The 14,687-nt window shown below is 69.5% G+C and carries 14 protein-coding genes; 6 read left to right on the top strand and 8 right to left on the bottom strand.

The window, feature by feature from the left end:
• Positions 1 to 261 precede the first annotated feature (261 nt).
• Complete coding sequence (locus tag ACFYWJ_RS10355; RefSeq protein ID WP_355273204.1) at positions 262 to 1,410, top strand: methyltransferase; 1,149 nt, start codon at positions 262 to 264, stop codon at positions 1,408 to 1,410.
• Positions 1,411 to 1,563: 153 nt separating this feature from the next.
• On the top strand, positions 1,564 to 2,436 hold the full coding sequence (locus ACFYWJ_RS10360) for a Bax inhibitor-1/YccA family protein (RefSeq protein WP_355273201.1): 873 nt from the start codon (positions 1,564 to 1,566) through the stop codon (positions 2,434 to 2,436).
• 179 nt (positions 2,437 to 2,615) lie between these two features.
• Here the strand turns inward: ACFYWJ_RS10360 and ACFYWJ_RS10365 are convergent, their stop codons facing one another.
• Both ACFYWJ_RS10365 and ACFYWJ_RS10370 read right to left on the bottom strand, forming a co-directional pair.
• Positions 2,616 to 3,836: an acetyl-CoA C-acetyltransferase gene (locus ACFYWJ_RS10365; protein ID WP_355273198.1), complete on the bottom strand. Its 1,221-nt coding sequence runs from the start codon at positions 3,834 to 3,836 to the stop codon at positions 2,616 to 2,618.
• Positions 3,837 to 3,894: 58 nt separating this feature from the next.
• Entirely contained in the window at positions 3,895 to 4,764 is an 870-nt protein-coding gene (locus ACFYWJ_RS10370) for an SGNH/GDSL hydrolase family protein (protein WP_355273195.1), read from the bottom strand.
• Positions 4,765 to 4,901: 137 nt separating this feature from the next.
• On the opposite strand from ACFYWJ_RS10370, the gene ACFYWJ_RS10375 reads away from it, so the two are divergent.
• Positions 4,902 to 6,290, top strand: coding sequence for a cystathionine beta-synthase (locus tag ACFYWJ_RS10375; RefSeq protein WP_355273193.1), 1,389 nt, complete (start codon positions 4,902 to 4,904; stop codon positions 6,288 to 6,290).
• A gap of 288 nt (positions 6,291 to 6,578) precedes the next feature.
• On the opposite strand, the gene erm is transcribed toward ACFYWJ_RS10375, so the two are convergent.
• Positions 6,579 to 7,319, bottom strand: a complete 741-nt coding sequence (gene erm / locus ACFYWJ_RS10380) for an ErmE/ErmH/ErmO/ErmR family 23S rRNA (adenine(2058)-N(6))-methyltransferase (protein ID WP_387161458.1) — start codon at positions 7,317 to 7,319, stop codon at positions 6,579 to 6,581.
• Between the two features lie 373 nt (positions 7,320 to 7,692).
• Between erm and ACFYWJ_RS10385 the strand changes: the two genes are divergently transcribed.
• Positions 7,693 to 8,979 carry an NtaA/DmoA family FMN-dependent monooxygenase gene (locus tag ACFYWJ_RS10385; RefSeq protein ID WP_355273188.1) on the top strand — a complete coding sequence of 429 codons (1,287 nt, stop codon included), beginning with the start codon at positions 7,693 to 7,695 and terminating at the stop codon, positions 8,977 to 8,979.
• Positions 8,980 to 8,983: 4 nt separating this feature from the next.
• Here ACFYWJ_RS10385 and ACFYWJ_RS10390 read toward each other — a convergent pair whose 3' ends face one another.
• The gene (locus ACFYWJ_RS10390) at positions 8,984 to 9,754 is read right to left on the bottom strand and encodes a maleylpyruvate isomerase family mycothiol-dependent enzyme (protein WP_355273185.1); all 771 of its coding nucleotides are present in this window, start codon (positions 9,752 to 9,754) and stop codon (positions 8,984 to 8,986) included.
• Positions 9,751 to 10,365, bottom strand: coding sequence for a TetR/AcrR family transcriptional regulator (locus ACFYWJ_RS10395; RefSeq protein ID WP_355273182.1), 615 nt, complete (start codon positions 10,363 to 10,365; stop codon positions 9,751 to 9,753). The genes ACFYWJ_RS10390 and ACFYWJ_RS10395 overlap by 4 nt, the downstream gene beginning before the upstream one ends.
• 161 nt (positions 10,366 to 10,526) lie before the next feature.
• On the opposite strand from ACFYWJ_RS10395, the gene ACFYWJ_RS10400 reads away from it, so the two are divergent.
• Complete coding sequence (locus ACFYWJ_RS10400) at positions 10,527 to 10,856, top strand: hypothetical protein (protein WP_355273179.1); 330 nt, start codon at positions 10,527 to 10,529, stop codon at positions 10,854 to 10,856.
• A 20-nt stretch (positions 10,857 to 10,876) separates the two neighbouring features.
• Here ACFYWJ_RS10400 and ACFYWJ_RS10405 read toward each other — a convergent pair whose 3' ends face one another.
• Positions 10,877 to 12,058 (bottom strand): acyl-CoA dehydrogenase family protein, encoded by a 1,182-nt coding sequence (locus ACFYWJ_RS10405; RefSeq protein WP_355273177.1) that lies wholly within the window; start codon positions 12,056 to 12,058, stop codon positions 10,877 to 10,879.
• A gap of 99 nt (positions 12,059 to 12,157) precedes the next feature.
• On the opposite strand from ACFYWJ_RS10405, the gene ACFYWJ_RS10410 reads away from it, so the two are divergent.
• A complete protein-coding gene (locus ACFYWJ_RS10410) occupies positions 12,158 to 13,300 on the top strand; it encodes a cystathionine gamma-synthase (RefSeq protein ID WP_355273174.1) in 1,143 nt (380 codons plus the stop codon).
• A 94-nt stretch (positions 13,301 to 13,394) separates the two neighbouring features.
• On the opposite strand, the gene greA is transcribed toward ACFYWJ_RS10410, so the two are convergent.
• The gene (greA, locus tag ACFYWJ_RS10415) at positions 13,395 to 13,886 is read right to left on the bottom strand and encodes a transcription elongation factor GreA (protein ID WP_110036717.1); all 492 of its coding nucleotides are present in this window, start codon (positions 13,884 to 13,886) and stop codon (positions 13,395 to 13,397) included.
• 239 nt (positions 13,887 to 14,125) lie between these two features.
• Positions 14,126 to 14,584: a DUF4307 domain-containing protein gene (locus tag ACFYWJ_RS10420; RefSeq protein ID WP_355273171.1), complete on the bottom strand. Its 459-nt coding sequence runs from the start codon at positions 14,582 to 14,584 to the stop codon at positions 14,126 to 14,128.
• Positions 14,585 to 14,687 lie beyond the last annotated feature (103 nt).

Here is a 14,687-nt window from a genome sequence, read left to right on the forward strand (position 1 = left end):
CGACGGATTCGCCCGCCCGGGGAACCGCCGTCACCGCGATGTTCGGGGCCGGTGGCCGCCGGTTCACCTGGCCGAAACATTGGGGAACAAGGGGATTCGTGAGATCGGCCGATCCTCGTCGACCTGCAAGGGTGTCGCAAATCGATGGAAGCTGTTCGTGCCCATCGGAATACATGCTCCGACTACCCACTGTGAGCAAGGCCACCGGCGGATATCAGGGTCGGATGTGACGGTGGGGCAACGATCTAGCACACTTGTCGCGTGGACAGAGTCGAGGACGTATTCACCCGGCTGCGCCGGTATCCGGACGTGGAGGCGCCGAACCTCTATGCCGTCGACGCCGCCGACCGGTTACTCCTCGATACCGCGGCCGATGCCCTGTCGGCGGCGGGTAGCGGCGAAGTTGCGGTGATCGGCGACGCCTACGGCGCGCTCACCATCGGCGCGGCCACCCGCCACGATCTCACCGGCCTGCGCGTGCATCAGGACCTGCTCACCGGCGAACTCGCGCTCGCGGGCAACGCCAAGAATCTGGGCCTGACCGACCGCTACACCGCGCACGGCCTCGACGCCGGGTTGCTGACCGGCGCCCGGGTGGTGCTGATGCGCCTGCCGCGGATGCTGTCGGGGCTGGCCGAGATCGCCGAGGCCGTCGCCAGGTACGCCGCGCCGGACGTCGTCGTGTTCGCGGGCGGGCGCGACAAGTACCTCACCCCGGCCATGAACGAGGTGCTCGCCGAGTCCTTCGGGCAGGTGCGCGCGGGGCGCGGCAGGCAGAAGTCCCGGGTGCTGGTCGTCGGCGAGCCGCTGCCGGTCGGCGAGTCGCGGTTCCCGGTGGCCGAGCACATCGCCGAGATCGACGGCGACGTCCTCGCCTACGGCGCCGCCTTCTCCGGGCCCCGCCTCGATATCGGCACCCGGTTCCTGCTCGAGCACCTGGACCGGATGAAGCCCGACGCGCGCGAGGCCATCGACCTGGGCTGCGGGACCGGCATCCTGGCGGTGGCGCTGGCCAAGTCGCGGCCGCACCTGCGGGTCGTCGGCACCGATCAGTCCGCCGCGGCGGTCGCCTCGGCGCGGGCCACCGCGGCCGCCAACGGCGTGGCCGACCGGGTGACGGTGGTGCGCGACGACGCGATGTCCTCGGCCGCGGACAACAGCGCCGACCTGGTGCTGTGCAATCCGCCGTTCCACGTCGGCGCGGCCGTGCACACCGGCTCGGCGATCAAGATGTTCGCCGAGACCGGCCGGGTGCTGCGGCCGGGCGGCGAGCTGTGGACGGTCTACAACTCGCATCTGAACTATCGCGGGGTGGTCGAGCGGATGGTCGGGCACACCGATGTGATCGGCCGGAACCAGAAGTTCACGGTGACGCGGTCCGTTCGTGGTCTGCGCGACGTACAACGATAGAGCCGGTCGAACCGGGTAGAGTCCGATTTGTCCGTTCGGCGGGCGACCGGTCCGCCGGGAACTTTGTCCGATCACGAGGCGTTGAACAGGGCAGTTGGAGCTGTTGCCCGCCGACAGGCGAACAGCGACTAATCACTCCAAGAAAGGCGCACGGTGCGTACCTCATCGAATCCGGTGTTCAAGAACTTACCTCGCCAGGAGGGAGTCGGCGGTTACGCGAACTTCGGTTCGGGCGTCGCCGGCGCGGGCCAGCTGGGCAACCAGCAGTACGGCCAGCAGCAGTACGGCGAGTACGGGCAGCAGTACGGCCAGCAGTTCCAGCAGGCCCCCGCCACCCGTGCGATGACCATCGACGACGTGGTCACCAAGACCGGCATCACCCTCGCGGTGCTGACCGTCGCGGCGATCGCCTCGTTCGCGCTGTCCTCGGCGAACCCCGCGCTGGCTCCGCTGTTCGTCATCGGCGGCGGTCTGATCGGCCTGGTGCTGGTCCTGGTGGCGAGCTTCGGCAACAAGATGGACAACCCCGCCATCGTGCTGTCCTACGCGGCGTTCGAAGGCCTGTTCCTCGGCGCGATCTCGCTGATGTTCACCGATGTCACCTTCGGCGGCGTCGGCGGTAGCGCCCTGATCGGCCAGGCGGTGCTCGGCACCTTCGGCGTGTTCTTCGGCATGCTGGTCGTCTACAAGACGGGCGCGATCCGGGTCACCCCGCGCTTCACCCGCATGCTGCTCGGCGCCATGGTCGGCGTGCTGGTCCTGATGGTCGGCAACCTGATCGCGAGCTTCTTCACCGACGGCGGCTTCGGCCTGCGCGACGGTGGCGTCCTGGCGATCGTGTTCAGCCTGGTCTGCATCGCCATCGCCGCGTTCAGCTTCCTGCTGGACTTCGACGCCGCCGATCAGCTGATCCGTGCCCAGGCCCCCGAGAAGGCCGCCTGGGGCGTCGCCCTCGGCCTGACCGTCACCCTGGTCTGGCTCTACATCGAGATCCTCCGTCTCCTGAGCTACTTCCAGCGCGACTGAGCTGTTCCGCCTCTCCGCGAATTCTGGCCAGACCTAGGTGCGTGGCGACCACGAACGCGGCCGGCGGCGGAGCGGATGTTGGGTTAGCCGGTACCCGGTGAGTTACCCATGTGCTCACGAGATCAACAAAGCGGCCCCGAGCAATCTGCTCGGGGCCGCTTTCGTGTTTGTCGGAGTTCCTAGCTCAAGCGCTCGATCACCAGGGCCATGCCCTGGCCGCCGCCGACGCACATGGTCTCGACGCCGAACTGCTTGTCGTGGGTCTGCAGGTTGTTCAGCAGGGTGGCGGTGATGCGGGCACCGGTCATGCCGAACGGGTGGCCGAGCGCGATGGCGCCACCGGAGACGTTGAGCTTGTCCTCGTCGATCTTCAGCTCGCGCGCCGAGCCGAGCACCTGCACCGCGAAGGCCTCGTTGATCTCGAACAGGTCGATGTCGGAGACCGACTTGCCCGCCAGCGCCAGTGCGCGCTTGACGGCCTCGACCGGGCCGAGGCCCATGATCTCGGGGGACAGGCCGGAGACACCGGTCGAGACGATCCGGGCCAGCGGGGTCAGGCCCAGCTCCTTGGCCTTGGTGTCGCTCATGATGACCAGCGCGGCCGCGCCGTCGTTGAGCGGGCAGCAGTTACCGGCGGTGACGGTGCCGTCGGGACGGAAGACCGGCTTGAGCTGGCTGACCGCCTCGTAGGTGACGCCGGCGCGCGGGCCGTCGTCCTTGCTGACGACCGAGCCGTCGGGCAGGGTCACCGGGGTGATCTCGCGCTCGAAGAAGCCGTTCTTGATGGCCTCCTCGGCGCGGTTCTGCGAACGCACGCCCCAGTGGTCCTGGTCCTCGCGGGAGATGCCGGTCAGCGACGCCACGTTCTCGGCGGTCTGGCCCATCGCGATGTAGGTGTCTGGGAGCAGGCCGTCCTCACGCGGGTCGTGCCACACGCCGGCGCCGCCCTCGGCGGTCTTGGCGGTGCGGGCCATGGCCTGCGCGAACTCGGGGTTCTTGGTGTCGGGCCAGCTGTCGGCCGAACCCCGGGCGTAGCGGGAGACGGTCTCCACACCGGCGGAGACGAACACGTCGCCCTCGCCCGCCTTGATCGCGTGGAAGGCCATCCGGGTGGTCTGCAGCGACGACGCACAGTAGCGCTGCACGGTGGTGCCCGGCACGGTGTCGAGGCCGAGCTGCACGGCGACGTTGCGAGCCATGCCGAAGCCACCCTCACCCGCGGGGGAGCCGGTGCCCAGCATGATGTCGTTGATCGAGCTCGCGTCGAGCGCGGGGACCTTGGCCAGCGCGGCCCGCACCATCTGGGCGGTCAGGTCGTCCGGACGCATACCCGCCAGGGAACCCTTGACGGCACGGCCGATGGGGGAACGGGCGACGGAGACGATTACGGCCTCGGGCATGAGGACTCCTTTTCGGGTGGTTCAGTGAACGGCGTTTACAAGCCGGTCTTTCTGGAATCTACGTCTCGCCGTGCGCGACGGGAAGACCAGGGCGGGTCTGCACGGCTTCGACGAGGACGGGCAACAGCTGAGCCGCCGCCAATTCGTACCCCGCCGCGGAGGGATGGAATCCATCGGTCGCGAACAGGATCTCCGGGGCCGCGCGGAACTCCGAGGCGACCAGCGGAGAACCCATCGGCACCGCGATCCCGCCCGCCAGCGTGGTCGCGACGGTCTGCGCCTTGGCCAGGCGCACACTCCAGTTCGCCACCACCGTGCGCAGCGGCTGCTGGATCGCGGTGACGGTGCCCAGGTTCGGGCAGGTGCCGACGACGACCAGCGCGTCGGCCTCGCGCAGCCGCGACACCGCGGCGGCCAGCCTGCGCGCCGAGGCCCGGATGGAGTGCTTCTTGGTGATGTCGTTGGCGCCGACCAGGATGACCGCGGCGTCCGGCGGCGGCCCCGCGACGAACATCGCGTCCACCTGCCCGGCGAGCCCCTTGGAGGTGGCGCCGGAGATCGCCTTGGTGCTGAGCCGGATCCGCAGCCCGGTCGCCTCGGCCAGCCCGCGCGCCAGCCGCACCCCGGGCACATCGGCGGCCCCGAGGCAGCCGAGCCCGGCGGCGGTGGAGTCGCCGAAGATCATCAGGTGCAGGTCGCTCGGCACGCCCTTGCGCCACGGTTCGGGTAATTGCGCTCCCGGGGCGTAGACGCCGTCGGCCTCCGGCGGCTTGGAGGTGTCGCGCCCGATGACCGCCCGCGCCGCGCCGGCCTGGGTCATCAGCAGCCGATAGGTCGCCCACGAGACGGTGCCCGCGCTCGATCCGGCGAGCACGGTGGTGGCACCGGTGACGACAGCGGTCCGCCAGCTGATTCGAGGTGCGCTCACATCCGAAAATTCTACGACGCGAATCGGCCGGGCAGCAGATCCCGGACCGGCCCAGCGCGGCGCCGCCGGTGGTGCCACTGCTCACAGGATCCGACCAGGTCGCGACGCCGAGCTACGGCTCTGCAACGATGGGGGGCATGCGTATCGCGGATCATGTCGTCGACCTCATCGGGAACACCCCTCTGGTTCGGCTGAACTCTGTGGTCGGCCCGAACGCGGGCCTGGTCGCCGCCAAGATCGAATACCTCAACCCGGGCGGCAGCTCCAAGGACCGGATCGCGGTCAAGATGATCGATGCCGCCGAAGAGGAAGGGCTGCTGAAGCCGGGCGGCACCATCGTCGAGCCCACCTCGGGGAACACCGGTGTCGGTCTCGCGCTGGTCGCCCAGCAGCGCGGCTACAAGTGCGTGTTCGTCTGCCCGGACAAGGTCAGCGAGGACAAGCGCAACGTGCTGCGTGCCTACGGCGCCGAGGTCGTGGTCTGCCCGACCGCCGTGCCGCCGGAGCACCCGGACAGCTACTACAACGTCTCCGATCGCCTGGTCCGCGAGATCGAGGGCGCCTGGAAGCCCAACCAGTACGCCAACCCGGGCGGCCCGGACAGCCACTACGAGACCACCGGTCCCGAGATCTGGCGCGACACCGAAGGCAAGGTCACCCACTTCGTCGCCGGTGTCGGTACCGGCGGCACCATCACCGGCACCGGCCGCTACCTCAAGGAGGTCTCGGGCGGCAAGGTGAAGATCGTCGGCGCCGATCCCGAGGGTTCGGTGTACTCGGGCGGCACCGGTCGCCCGTACCTGGTCGAGGGGGTCGGCGAGGACTTCTGGCCCTCCGCCTACGACCCGACCATCCCGGACGAGATCATCGCCGTCTCCGACGCCGACTCCTTCGAGATGACCCGCCGCCTGGCCCGCGAGGAGGGCCTGCTGGTCGGTGGCTCCTGCGGCATGGCCGTGGTCGCCGCGATCGAGGTCGCCCGCCGCGATCCCGACGCCGTGGTCGTGGTGCTGCTGCCCGACGGTGGCCGCGGCTACCTGTCGAAGATCTTCAATGACAAGTGGATGAGCTCCTACGGCTTCCTCACCACCCCGCTGGAGGCCGGTCCGGAACCGCTCGTCGGTGACGTGCTGCGCGGCAAGTCCGGCGAGCTGCCCGACCTGGTGCACACCCACCCGTCGGAGACCCTGCGCGACGCCATCGAGATCCTGCGCGAGTACGGCGTCTCGCAGATGCCGGTCGTCGGCGCCGAGCCGCCGGTGATGGCGGGCGAGGTCGCGGGCAGCGTCACCGAGCGCGACCTGCTCTCGGCCGTCTTCGAGGGCCGCGCTCAGCTCACCGACTCCGTCGCCCAGCACATGAGCCCGTCCTTCCCACTGATCGGCTCGGGCGAACCCCTCTCGACGGCCACCAAGGCCCTGTCCGACACCGACGCCCTGATGGTCGTCGAGGACGGCAAGCCGGTCGGCGTCATCACCCGCCACGACCTCCTCGGCTTCCTCAGCACCGGCTCCATCGGCCACTGAGCCAGGTTCGTCCGGGCTCGCACAAATTCGAGCCCGGACGACTACACCGGAATCGCTGAAGTGGTTCGGGGTTTCGCGATGCGGTGGGCGCAGAGTGCGTTTCGTATGCCTGCTCTGCGTGAGCTCGTGGATTCTCAAAAGCCCTATGAAGTATCGACCGCTGTGAATTTCGTGCGGCTGTGCGCTTCTCGTGAGGGAGGCTCGGATGTACCGATCCGGCCGAGGTAAGTGAACCTGAAGCTGCATCCCGTTGCCGCCCCGTGGTGGAGGGGCGGCAGCGGGGTCCGGCTAGCGGGTGAGCGCCGAGTGCAGCGCCACCCATTGCTCCGGGTGGACGTAGGCGACCACGGTGTCGCGGGCGATGCCCGCCTCGGCCAGGGCCGCGTCCACGCCCTGATAGCGGGTGCGCAGCGAGGCGCGCACCGTGCCGCCGATGCCGGAGAATCCGGTGCGCACCAGGTCGGTGTAGGAATCCCGGTGGGCGACAAGCGGTTCCGGTCGGCGATCGATCCGCAGGATGGCGGAGTCGACGGCGGGGACCGGACGGAAGCTGGTGCGGTGCACCTGGCCGTGCAGGGACCAGCCGAACCACGGCCAGCTCGTCGCGGTCAGCAGACTCCAGCGTCCGTAGTCGCCGGTGCGTTTGCGCGCGTACTCCCGCTGGGTGAGCAGGGTCGCCGAGGTGAGCGCCGGTGCGGCCAGGCACCAGTCGACGATCTCGGCGGTGACCGAGAACGGGATGTTCCCCACCACCGCGAACGGCGTGCGCGGCGCCTTGGCCTTGGTGAAATCGCCACGTACCACGCGGATTCCGCGCTCGGCCCTGGTCTGCGCCGAGAGCTTCGCCGCCAGCAGCGGATCGATCTCGTAGGCCGTGACCCGTGCGCCACGGCCTGCCAGCGCCCGGGTGAGGACCCCTTCGCCCGCGCCGGGCTCGAGGACCTCGCCCGCCGGATCGGCGACCGTCATCATCGTGTCGACGGCGGTCCGATCCACCAGGAAGTTCTGCGAGAGCGTCCGTCTCGCCAGGTCACGCGAGGTCCGGCCGCCGCTGTGCCCGGTGACCTTGCGCTGGGTGTGTGAGTAGTTTCGGTGTGCAAAATCCTGCGCCACGGCAGTTGCCCCTTCGGGTCATCGAGTGAATGAGAGCTCGATGGGCCCTGGGCGCGCCGGTGGACGCCGATAGAGGTATCCGCGTCCGCTAGCGGGCCAGAGCCCGGACGTAGCGGATGCGAATGAATACTTGGCACGACATGCGGCACACGTTAGGAACCGGACGGCCACCCACGCAACCGAATTTCCGCGTCCGCCGCCGCACGCCGGGGCAGCGTGCGGTATTCCGCTCGAATTATGGTGAGCGCAACCATGGTCGAGGTCGTGGCTGCCCTGCTGAACTGGCGGCATGGGCACCGAACGCCGCAAGTTGAAGACGGTCACCGGCGTGAGCGGGTCGCGTGACGTCTACGCCGCCGCGCTCGATCCGACTCGCTCCACCCTCGACGAGGCGCGGCGGATCGCCAGGATCGCCGAGGACAACAAGATCGGCGCGGTGTTCGCGGCCGACCTGCTCGCCTTCGGCGCCCAGGGGGCGATCGGCGCGCAGGAACCGCTGATCCAGCTGGCCGCGCTGAGCGCGGTGACCACCCACGTCGGCCTCATCGCGACGGTCACCACGACCTTCCACCACCCCTACAATCTGGCCCGGCTGTTCGGCACCCTCGATCACGTCAGCAACGGCCGCGCGGCCTGGAACGCGGTGACCTCCTCCCTCGGCGAGGAGAACTACGGCGACGGGGACCTCCCGAGCCCGGAGGCGCGCTACGCCCGCGCGAGCGAGGTGCTGACCGTGACCAACGCGCTGTTCGACAGCTGGCGGCCCGGCGCGCTGCGGCCCGACGGGCACGGCGGCGCGGTCCTCGACGACGCGCTCGTGCGACCGATCGACCATGCGGGACAGTATTTCTCGGTCCGTGGGCCGCTGAACATCCCGCCGCTGCCGCAGGGCAGGCCGGTGCAGTTCCAGGCCGGGCAGTCGGCGGGCGGCATCGAGCTCGGCGCGCGGTTCGCCGAGGTGGTGTTCACCTCGCTGCCGACGCTCGAGGACGCGGTCACCTACACGAAGAAGATCCGCACCCGCGCCGCGGAACTCGGCAGGCCCGACGGGCTTCCGCTCATCTTCAGTTCCTTCCACGCCACCTACGGCGCCACCGAGGCCGAGGCCGCCCGGCTGGTCCGCGAGGCGGCCGAGGCCACCGACTTCGACGCGGGCCGCCGCCAGCTGGCCGACATGCTCGGCGGCGGCGTGGACCTGTCCGAGCTGCCGTTGGACAAGCCGCTCCCGGAAAGCCTGCTCCCGCAACTCGATACGGTGCATCGGCGCCGGGGCCGGGTGGAGATCTTCAGCAAGCTCGCCGCCACCGGTGCCACCCTGCGCGAGCTGATCGTCGCCGCGAAGGACACCGGCCACTGGGCCGCCGCGGGCACCCCGGAACAGCTCGCCGACGCCATCGAGGAGCGCTACCGGGCGGACGTGCTCGACGTGATCTCCCTCGGCGGCCTGGCCGAGGAGCGCACCCGCGACTTCGTCGTCAACGGCCTGCTGCCCGAACTGCGCAGGCGCGGACTGGTCGACACCGACTACCTGGCGGGCACCTACCGGGAGAACCTGGAACTGCCCGCGGTCGGCTAGCGGGTCAGAACGGCACCTCGGTACTCAGCAGACCGGAGCCGTCGGCGCGCCGGGACACGATGCGGCAGAACTCGATCGCGTCCAGCTCGATGGCCGGTGCCGCGGTCGGGCCGCTCGCCCAGGTGCCGCCCGCCGGGCCGTGCAGGGTGAGCCGGTAGGGGGCGCCGTGGCGCTGGGCCCACTCGCGCACGACATCGTCGACGATGCGTCCGTCGTGGTCGGCGGTGAGCTCGAGTGGTCGCCCGGTCGCCTGGCTCAGGTCGATCCGGTGCATCCACGGGTCGCGGGTGAGGATCACCTCGGTCAGGTAGCCGACCGTCCAGCGCTCGTCGGCCCCGTTGACCCGCTCGGACCCGGGCATCGTCAGCTTGCGCAGGAAGCCGGGCAGCCTGCGCCGGGCGGCCGCGGCACGCGGGCCGAGCCGGGCGAGCAGGGCGGTGAGCTCGGCGGGGGAGTGCGTGCCGTAGCGGGCGACCTGGAAGGCGGTCAGCGCGTCGATGCGCTGTTCCTCGCCGTTCGGCCGCCGATCGGCGACCCGGTTCTGCCGGATCATCTCGGGGAGCGACGCGGTCATCGCGGCCATGCCGACCACGTGGGCGATCAGCTGGTGCACAGTCCATTCCGGGCAATCGGTGGGCCGTTCCCAGTCGGCGGGGTCGAGCGCCGCGAGGGCGGCGCCGACGCGGGTGTATTCGGTCGCGGCCAGCGTCATCGAGTCGGGGCGGGGCAGGGCGCTGCGGCGCGGAGTGGTCGGCGCCGGGGTCGTGGTGGTCATGGCGGGTCCCTCGGTTCCGGGGGCAGGCCGACGCTGTCGGCCCACATGGTCATCGCGCGTTCGATCAGCCTGCGTCGGCTGTCGCCGGCCGGATCGTTGGCGAGTTGCTGGTCGATGAGGCCGCCGATCAGGCTGAACCAGATCTCGATGTCACCGCGATCGGTGACACCTGCCTCGGCGAACATGGCGACGGCTTCGCGGACCACCCGCACCGACGGCGCGAACGCCTCGGGCGACGGCTCGAATCCGGGCACCGTGCGCTGATTCATCAGCTGGTAGCGGGCCAGGTCCGCCACCGCGAAATCGAAGAAGCTGTAGGCGAGCGCGAGCAGCCGGGGCCGCGGCGCGGTGGGCAACGTGGCGGTGACCCGGGCCGCGTGCGCCTCGTATTCGGCCCACGCCTGCTCGAACATCGCGTCGTAGATCGCGTGTTTGGCCGCGAAATGGGTGTAGAGGGAGGGCGCGCGCATGCCGACCCTGGCGGCGACATCGCGCAGGGTGATCTGCGTCAGCCCGTTCTCCCTGGCGAGTTCCCACGCGACCTGCAGGATCTCCCGCCGCGTCGCCTCACGGCGTTCGGCCTGCCTATCGCGAGTAGTTTCACCTAACACAGTTAGAATTGTGGCGCAGATCACTGTCGTCGTCAAGGGTTTATCGCTGGTCGCGGGGTGCGGCGGAGTTGCGTCAACGGGGCGCCGGGGGGATTCTGAGCGGGTAGCACCGACTCGAGACAACTTTCGGCTAACCAGCACGGCGAGCGAAGGGGCCTGTAGTGGACGTCACCGAACCGGCCATCCAGCTGCTCGGCATGACCCCGATATTTCCTGCTGTCGCAGGGTATTTGGCGCGTGAGGGCGTCGTCCGGTCGCTGCGCCGGTCGCCGTACGCCCCGCTGCTCGGCCGCCTCGTCGCCGCGTTCGCGTGGGGTTGCGGCGGGTTGGCGTCGTTGACGGTGCTCGGCATCCCGGCAGCGATCACCGTGCCGATCGCGCTCACGGTCCTGACCGTCGTGCTCGCGATACTGGCGATCGCCTTCGCGGGCGGCCTGATTCGGCCCGCGCCGGTCACCGGACGCGGGCCGGGAGTGCCGGCCGGGCGCTGACCCGGCCGGCCCGAAGCCGCCTAGCGGAAGGCGTTGGCGTCGGTGAGCGCCTTGCCGAGCACGAGCTGATGCACCTCGGCGGTGCCCTCGTAGGTGAGCACCGACTCCAGGTTGTTCGCGTGCCGCAGCACCGGGTAGTCCAGCGTGATCCCGTTGGCGCCCAGAATGGTTCGGCACTCGCGGGCGATCGCGATGGCCTCCCGAGTGCTGTTGAGCTTGCCCGCGCTGATCTGCTCGCCGGTGATCTCGTGCCGGTCCTTCAACCGGCCCAGGTGCAGCGCCAGCAACTGGCCCTTGCCGAGTTCCAGAGCCATGTCGGCGAGCTTGGCCTGGGTGAGCTGGTAGGCGGCCAGCGGCTTGTCGAACACCTCGCGGGTGCGCGCGTAGTCGATCGCCGAGGCCAGGCAGTCCCGGGCCGCGCCCAGCGCGCCGAAGACGATGCCGAAGCGCGCCTCGCTCAGGCACGCCAGCGGCGAGCTCAGGCCGCCCGACTCGGGCAGCACCGCGTCGGCGGGCAGCCGGACGTCGTCGAAATCCAGTGCGGCGGTGAGGGAAGCGCGCAGCGATAGCTTGCGGTGGATCTCGCGGGTGGTGAAACCGGGGGTGCCCGCCGGGACCAGGAAGCCACGCACCCGCGGCTTGTCCTGGCCCGGTTCCTCGGCGTACGCCCAGACGACGGCGATATCGGCGACCGAGCCGTTGGTGATCCACATCTTGGACCCGTTGAGCACCCAGTCGTCGCCGTCGCGCTTGGCCCTGGTGCGCATTCCGCCGGGGTTGGAGCCGTAATCGGGTTCGGTGAGGCCGAAGCAGCCGATCACCTCGCCCGCCGCCATCGCGGGCAGGTACTGCTGCTTCTGCTCCTCGGAGCCGAAGAAATGGATCGCGGTCATCGCCAGCGAGCCCTGCACCGAGACCATGCTGCGCACGCCCGAGTCGACCGCCTCGAGTTCCTGGCACGCCAGGCCGTAGGCGGTCGCCGACGCGCCGGCGCAGCCGTAGCCGTCCAGGTGCATTCCGAGCAGGCCGAGTTTGCCGAGTTCGGGGGCGATCTCCCTGGCCGGGAAGGTGCCTGCCTCGAACCACTCGGCAATGTGCGGGCGCAGCCTGCGCTCGCCGAAACGGGCCACCGTGTCGCGGATCTCGCGCTCCTCCGGGGAGAGCAACGGGTCGATCGCGAACAACTCTTCGACAGTCACCATGGCGCCAGCGTAGCCGCACGGTCTTCGGCGAATCCGGCACTTGGTACACCGCGAATACCCCTGCGCACGGCCCCGAAACCGGCCAACTAGTCTGGGGCCATGAGTGAGCTGGGATTCTCGACCAGGGCCATCCACGCCGGATATGAACCCGATCCTCAGACCGGTGCGGTCAACGTGCCCATCTACGCGAGCTCCACCTTCGCCCAGGACGGCGTCGGCGGCATGCGCGGCGGCTACGAATACGCGCGCACCGGCAATCCGACGCGCACCGCGCTGGAAGGCAACCTCGCCGCCCTCGAATCGGGCAGCTTCGCGCGGGCCTTCGCCTCCGGCATGGCGGCCACCGACTGCGCGCTGCGTGCCACGCTGCGCCCCGGCGATCACATCGTGATCCCCGACGACGCCTACGGCGGCACCTTCCGGCTCATCGACAAGGTCTTCAGCCAGTGGGGCATCGAGCACTCGCCCGCCCACATCGCGAACCTCGACGAGGTGCGCGCGGCCATCCGCCCGAACACCAAGCTGGTGTGGATCGAGACCCCGACCAACCCGCTGCTGAGCATCGGTGACATTCCCGCGCTGGCCGATATCGCGCACGAGGCCGACGCCAAGCTGGTCGTCGACAACACCTTCGCCACCCCGTACCTGCAGCAGCCGCTGCTGCTCGGCGCCGACATCGTCGTGCACTCGACCACCAAGTACCTGGGCGGCCACTCCGACGTCGTCGGCGGCGCGCTGATCACCAACAGCAAGGAACTCGACACCGCGTTCGCGTTCCTGCAGAACGGCGCGGGCGCCGTGCCCGGCCCGTTCGACGCCTTCCTCACCCTGCGCGGCATCAAGACGCTGGCCGTGCGGATGGAGAAACACTGCGACAACGCCGAGGTGATCGCGGAGTTCCTGACCAACCACCCGGCCATCTCGCAGGTGATCTACCCCGGCCTGCCGACCCACCCCGGTTACGAGATCGCGCAGAAGCAGATGCGCCGCAGCGGCGGCATGATCTCGGTGCGGCTGGCCGGCGGCCGCGAGGCGGCGCTGAAGTTCTGCTCGCGCACCGAGATCTTCACCCTGGCCGAGTCGCTGGGCGGCATCGAGTCGCTCATCGAGCACCCGGGCGCGATGACCCACGCCAGCACCGAGGGGTCGGCGCTGGAGGTCCCCGCCGACCTGGTGCGGCTCTCGGTCGGTATCGAGGACATCAGCGATCTCCTCGCCGATGTCGAGCAGGCCCTGAGCTGACCGGGACCCCCAGATGACGAAACGGCCGCATCCGATGTTCGGATGCGGCCGTTCGCGTTCGGGTTCGGTCGGTGCGGGCTCGGTCAGGCCAGGATCAGCCGTGGTACGGCTCGGCGCTGACCAGCGTCACCTTCATGGTGTTGCCGTTGGGCAGCGTGTACTCGCGGGTCTCGCCCACCTTGGCGTCGATCAGCGCGCCGCCCAGCGGGGAGTTCGGCGAGTAGGTCTCCAGGTTGGTGGCGCCGAGGCCCTCTTCGCGGGTCGCGATCAGGAAGGTCTCGGTGTCGTCGGAGTCGCCGTCGTAGTAGACGGTGACGACCGAACCCGGCAGAGCCACACCGGACTTGGTGGGGGCGACGCCGACCTTGGCGTTGTTCAGCAGTTCCTGCAGCTGGCGGATTCGCGCCTCCTGCTGGCCCTGCTCCTCACGCGCGGCGTGGTAGCCGCCGTTCTCCTTGAGGTCGCCTTCTTCGCGGCGCTCGTTGATCTCGGCGGCAATGACCGGACGATTGGCAATGAGCGAGTCCAGCTCGCCCTTGAGCCTGTCGTGCGACTCCTGGGTAAGCCAGGTCACATTCTCGGTCATCTCGATCACTCCCTAGTAGTTGTTCCCGGCGCACCGGGATTCCCTGAAACCAGCGCGATACCCTCCGGAGGAGGGCATGCACCAGCCCGACGGCTGGAGCGATCCTGGGGGGTGAACCCGTAACCCGGAAACAGCACCGCTGGCCGCCAATGCAGCAAACACGGCTCCGAGCCCCGGAACCGTGTATCAGGCCATTTTAGCATGTCTCATAAATATGCAGGTCAGGCTAGGCGAGGCTGCTATTCCACGCGCAGATAGCCCGGTACTTGCTCGGTGCAGCCGTAGATGTCGCCCGCCGACGGACGCGCGGAGGACTTGACCGTGGTGGTCACCTGGACGCTGGTGGAGTCCGATCCGGGGACGAGTACCTCGCGCCTGCCGACCTCGGCGCTGTCGCGGTCCATGGCCCGCACGAAGCAGACGACGGCCTGCTCCGGGTTGTCCCGGGTGACCTTCATCCGCACGGTCAGCGTCGAGTCGTCGACGACCACGTAGCCGAGCTGCTCGGTCTCGATCGCCTTCGGGCCGTACTTCTGGAACCCCAGAAACGCGACGCCGACCCCGGCGACCAGCACGCCGATCCCGAGCACGACCAGCAGCCATGTCCGACGCGCCGGTGGTTTGGTGCCGTAACGGTCGGCGTGTCGGGCTGCGGCGGCGGCCGAGGTCGCCGCGGAGTCCGGTGCGGGCTCGGTCATCGGTTTCTCGCTCCCGGGGGTGGTCGGAACAAACGGGGGGTCGGATGGAACTATAGGGAACGAAGTTCTGACACCCGCGAGCGAGAGCGATGGTGAACGAGAC

Origin of the sequence: Nocardia sp. NPDC003269 (assembly GCF_042888005.1) — a bacterium.
GTDB lineage: Bacteria > Actinomycetota > Actinomycetes > Mycobacteriales > Mycobacteriaceae > Nocardia.

What these genes read in the sequence shown, in the direction of transcription:
- ACFYWJ_RS10375 (WP_355273193.1), top strand. Translation starts at nt 4,902, where the DNA reads ATGCGTATCGCGGATCATGTCGTCGACCTCATCGGGAACACCCCTCTG.
- ACFYWJ_RS10385 (WP_355273188.1), top strand. Translation starts at nt 7,693, where the DNA reads ATGGGCACCGAACGCCGCAAGTTGAAGACGGTCACCGGCGTGAGCGGG.
- ACFYWJ_RS10420 (WP_355273171.1), bottom strand. Translation starts at nt 14,584, where the DNA reads ATGACCGAGCCCGCACCGGACTCCGCGGCGACCTCGGCCGCCGCCGCA.
- ACFYWJ_RS10390 (WP_355273185.1), bottom strand. Translation starts at nt 9,754, where the DNA reads ATGACCACCACGACCCCGGCGCCGACCACTCCGCGCCGCAGCGCCCTG.
- ACFYWJ_RS10365 (WP_355273198.1), bottom strand. Translation starts at nt 3,836, where the DNA reads ATGCCCGAGGCCGTAATCGTCTCCGTCGCCCGTTCCCCCATCGGCCGT.
- ACFYWJ_RS10410 (WP_355273174.1), top strand. Translation starts at nt 12,158, where the DNA reads ATGAGTGAGCTGGGATTCTCGACCAGGGCCATCCACGCCGGATATGAA.
- greA (WP_110036717.1), bottom strand. Translation starts at nt 13,886, where the DNA reads ATGACCGAGAATGTGACCTGGCTTACCCAGGAGTCGCACGACAGGCTC.
- ACFYWJ_RS10405 (WP_355273177.1), bottom strand. Translation starts at nt 12,058, where the DNA reads ATGGTGACTGTCGAAGAGTTGTTCGCGATCGACCCGTTGCTCTCCCCG.